Here is a 4,385-nt window from a genome sequence, read left to right as displayed (position 1 = left end):
GGTGACGGGCTGGTGTTGACGGGTCGTCTGTCGCTGGCCGCGATGCCGTGGCTGGCCGATCACGCGGTCCACGGCACGGTCCTGCTGCCCGGCACCGCGTTCGTGGACCTGGCGGTCCACGCCGGGGACCTGGCCGGGTGCGGCATGCTGGAGGAGTTGACGCTCCAGGAGCCGCTGGTCCTTCCCGGCTCCGGTGGCGTACAGCTGCAGATCCACGTTGGCGACAGCGACGGCGACAGTGGTCGGCGAACGGTCACCGTCTCGTCGCGCGAGGGGGAGGGCGAGTGGGTTCGGCACGCGGTCGGCGTGCTGGCCCCGGTCGGCAGCGAGCCTGCCCCCGCCCCGCTGGGTGCCTGGCCTCCGGCCGGTGCGGAGTCGGTCCCGGTTGACGACGCCTACGAGAGGCTTGCCCAGCGCGGCTATGGGTACGGGCCGGCGTTCCGGGGGCTGCGTCAGGTGTGGCGTGCCGGGGACACCGTCTACGCCGAGGTCGAGCTGCCCCAGGCTGTCGAAGCGGACGTTGCCGGGTTCGGCCTGCACCCTGCCCTGCTCGACGCCGCTCTGCACGGTCTCCTGGCCGCCGGAAACAGCAACAGCAACGGCAGCGGCAACGGTGGTGGGACGGGGCTGCCGTTCGCGTGGTCGGGGGTGCGGCTGCTGGCGGGCGGTGCCCGCCACCTGCGAGTGGTCTTGGCTCCCGGGTCGGGTGGGGTCTCGGTCACGGCGTTCGATGGTGTTGGTCAGCCGGTGTTGCAGGCGCGGTCGTTGGCGTTGCGGGAGATTCCGGCTGGTCAGTTCGCTGGGTCGGCCCGGCAGGTGCGGCAGTCGCTGTTCACGGTGGACTGGGTCCCGCTGCCGGTGCCGCAGGACTCTGACGCCGCCGTAGTGCAGTGGGTTCGGCATGGCGAGTCGGTCAGCTCTGAGGTGCCTCCGGTGGTTGTTGCGGCAGTGCCGACTGCCGCCCCAGGAGCTTCGGCGCCGCAGGCGGCCCAGCTGGCTGCCGCGACGGTGTTGGGTTGGGTGCAGCAGTGGCTGGCCGATCCCGAGACCGACGGTTCGCGGTTGGTGATCTGGACCCAGGGTGTGGCTGGTGGGCAGGACTTGGCCGGCGCGGCGGTGGCGGGCCTGGTCCGCTCGGCGCAGTCTGAGCATCCTGGTCGTCTGCTGCTGGTCGATGTTGACCCGTCAGCCGGCCTGGACCCCACCCACGACGCCGACGTGGACACTGTCCTGGCCGTGGCGCTGGATGCCGACGAGCCCGATATCTGCGTGCGCCCTGCTACCAACTCTGCCGGTACCAGTGGCGGGAGTGTGGTGGCGTTCGGTCGGCGGCTGGTCCGGGCCTGGACGGAGGAGCCTGGGGCCGTGCCCGCCGAGTGGGACCGGCAGGGCACCGTGCTGGTCACGGGTGGTACCGGGACGCTGGGCGGGGAGTTGGCCCGGCACCTGGTGGACGACCGTGGGATGCGGCACCTGGTGTTGCTGTCGCGGCGTGGCCCGGCCGCGCCGGGGGTTGCCCGTCTGGTCGCGGAGTTGGCACGGTCGGGTGCGGAGGTGCGGGTGCAGGCCGGCGACGCCGCCGACCGCGACGCCCTCGCCCCGGTGCTGGCCAAGATCGCGGCTGAGCGGCCGCTGACCGCAGTGGTGCACGCCGCCGGCGTGATCGACGACGTGACGGTGGAGTCGCTGACGCCTGAGCGGATGGCGACGGTGCTGGCGGCCAAGGCTGATGCCGCTTGGAATCTGCACGAGTTGACCGAGGGCACGGGTCTGGCCGGGTTCGTGCTGTACTCCTCGGCAGCTGCCATGCTGGGGAGCCCGGGGCAGGGAAGCTATTCCGCCGCCAACGCGTTCCTGGATGCGCTGGCCGCCTACCGCCGCGATCGGCAGCTGGCTGGTCAGTCGCTGGCGTGGGGACTGTGGGCTCAGACCTCGGAGATGACCGGGCATCTCAATGGCACCGGTCTGTCTCGCCTGCGTCGCGGCGGTATCCAGCCGATGACGACCGGGCAGGGCCTGGCGCTGTTCGAGGCTGCCACCGCGTTGGGTACGCCGTTGGCGGTCCCGGCCCGACTGGACTTGGCCGCGCTGTCGCGTGCCGGGGGGCCGTTGCCTCCGTTGCTGCGCGGCCTGGTCGCCGGTGTCTCCGCACGCCCGACCGCAGCGGTGGCCGCGGCTGCGGCCGGCTTGGCGGCCCGGTTGGCTGTGCTCAGTCCCGCTGAGCGTGAGCAGGAAATCCTGCAGATCGTTCGGTCTGCCGTCGCCGTCGTTCTGGGTCATGCCGGCCCTGGGGACGTTGATCCCCAGCGGGCCTTCCGGGACATGGGTATCGACTCCCTGACCGCGCTGGAGCTCCGCAACCGACTCTCGGCCGAGACCGGCCTCAGCCTTCCCGCCACCCTGGTCTTCGACTACCCGACACCGGCCGCGGTCGCCGGATACCTGCGGCCGGGAATAGTCGCCGACGGCGAGACGGGGATGGCGCCGATGATCGCCGAGCTCAACCAGCTCGAATCCCGTCTCCTGAACCTGGCGGCAAGCTGCGAGGTGCCCGACGGAATCACGAGAATCCTGCGCGGAATGCTGTCCAAATGGATGGATGCGCAGGGCGAGGTCCAGTCGGTAGACGAGTCTGACGACGCTTCCATAGCGTTTGATTCAGCGACTCCTGATGAAGTATTTGATTTCCTTGACAAAGAATTCCGATTGCATGGGTCGGAATCGGATGACTTTGATCGACGAATCGATGAGGAAGCCCTTTAATGGAAAACCAGGAAAAGCTCTTCGACTACCTGAAGAAGACGTCGGCTGAACTCGTCCAGATGCGCAAGCGCCTCAGGCACATGGAAGCACGTGAGCATGAGCCGGTGGCGATCGTGGGCATGGGTTGCCGGTTCCCGGGCGGGGTCGAGGACCCGGAGGGTTTCTGGCGGTTGATCGCCGGAGGGACCGACGCGATCTCGGGGTTCCCGGCGAACCGGGACTGGGACTTGGAGAGCTTGGACGGCTCCGATTCCGGTGCTGAGGGCGCTGCCTTTGCCCGGGTGGGTGGGTTCCTGGATGGTGCTGGTGATTTTGATGCGGAGTTCTTCGGGATCAGTCCGCGTGAGGCGTTGGGGATGGATCCCCAGCAGCGGTTGTTGCTGGAGACGTGCTGGGAGGCACTGGAGGACGCGGGCATTGCCCCGGGTTCGCTGCGGGGCACCGACACCGGCGTCTACGCCGGAATCACCGCGTCGGGCTACCAGGTTGGGGAGCAGGACGGTGCCGACGGTTATGTGATGACCGGGACCGCGGCGAGTGTGGCGTCGGGACGCGTGGCGTATTCCCTGGGGCTGCAGGGCCCCGCGGTATCGGTGGACACGGCGTGTTCGTCCTCGCTGACGGCGATTCATCTTGCCGCGCAGGCACTGCGCTCTGGGGAGTGCGGGATCGCGCTGGCTGGTGGCGTCACGGTGATGGCCACCCCGGGTGCGTACGTGGAGTTCGCGCGGCAGCGGGGGTTGGCTGGCGATGGCCGGTGCAAGCCGTTCGCGGATGCCGCTGACGGCACCGGGTGGGGCGAGGGCGTCGGGATGCTGGTTCTGGAGCGGTTGTCGGATGCCCGTGCTCGTGGGCACCGGGTGTTGGCGGTTGTGGCGGGTAGTGCGGTCAACCAGGACGGGGCGAGTAATGGTCTGTCGGCGCCGAATGGTCCGTCGCAGCAGCGGGTGATCCGGGCTGCGTTGGCGAGCGCAAGGTTGGAGCCGGGTGATGTCGATGTGGTGGAGGCGCATGGCACCGGTACGTCGCTGGGTGACCCGGTTGAGGCGCAGGCGCTGCTGGCGACCTATGGTCAGGACCGGCCGGAGGGTCGGCCGTTGCTGTTGGGGTCGGTGAAGTCGAACGTCGGTCACACGCAGGCGGCTGCCGGTGTGGCTGGTGTGATCAAGATGGTGCAGGCGATGCGGCACGGGATGCTGCCTCAGACGCTGCACGTGGATGCTCCGTCCTCGCATGTGGACTGGTCGGCCGGGGCGGTGGAGCTGCTGACCGCGCCTCGGGAGTGGCCGGCGGGTTCCGGTCCGCGGCGGGCTGGTGTGTCGGCGTTCGGGATCAGCGGCACCAATGTGCACCTCATCCTTGAAGAGCCCGCCCTGAACGCCCCTGCCCTGGACGGGTCTGCCGACGACGGACAGGCCCTGGATGCTCCTGCCCAGGATGCGTCTGCTTTGGACGCCCCTGTTTTGGATGGGGTGGAGTCTGCCTCGGAGTTGGGGCTGGAGTCTGCGGGTCCGGTGGCGTGGGTGTTGTCGGCGCGGTCCGGTGCGGCGGTGGCTGCGCAGGCGGGTCGGTTGGCGGAGTTCGTGACGGCGCGTCCGGAGGTCGCGGCCAGGGATGTGGCG

General features: G+C 69.6%; 2 protein-coding genes. Both read left to right on the top strand.

Translation table 11 applies throughout. The annotated features are described in order from the left end of the window. The coding region (locus tag ACGFWI_RS38780) for an SDR family NAD(P)-dependent oxidoreductase (RefSeq protein ID WP_393910769.1) at nt 1–2,763 on the top strand (2,763 nt) is incomplete at its 5' end. Next, nucleotides 2,763–4,385: type I polyketide synthase (locus ACGFWI_RS38775; protein ID WP_393910768.1), on the top strand; the 1,623-nt coding region annotated here is incomplete at its 3' end. The genes ACGFWI_RS38780 and ACGFWI_RS38775, both read left to right, overlap by 1 nt.

Origin of the sequence: Streptomyces sp. NPDC048434, from assembly GCF_043200375.1 — a bacterium.
In the GTDB taxonomy this organism is placed as follows: Bacteria; Actinomycetota; Actinomycetes; order Streptomycetales; family Streptomycetaceae; genus Streptomyces.
Note: the sequence above shows the minus strand (reverse complement) of the source record. Positions and strands in the feature narration are given on the sequence as shown.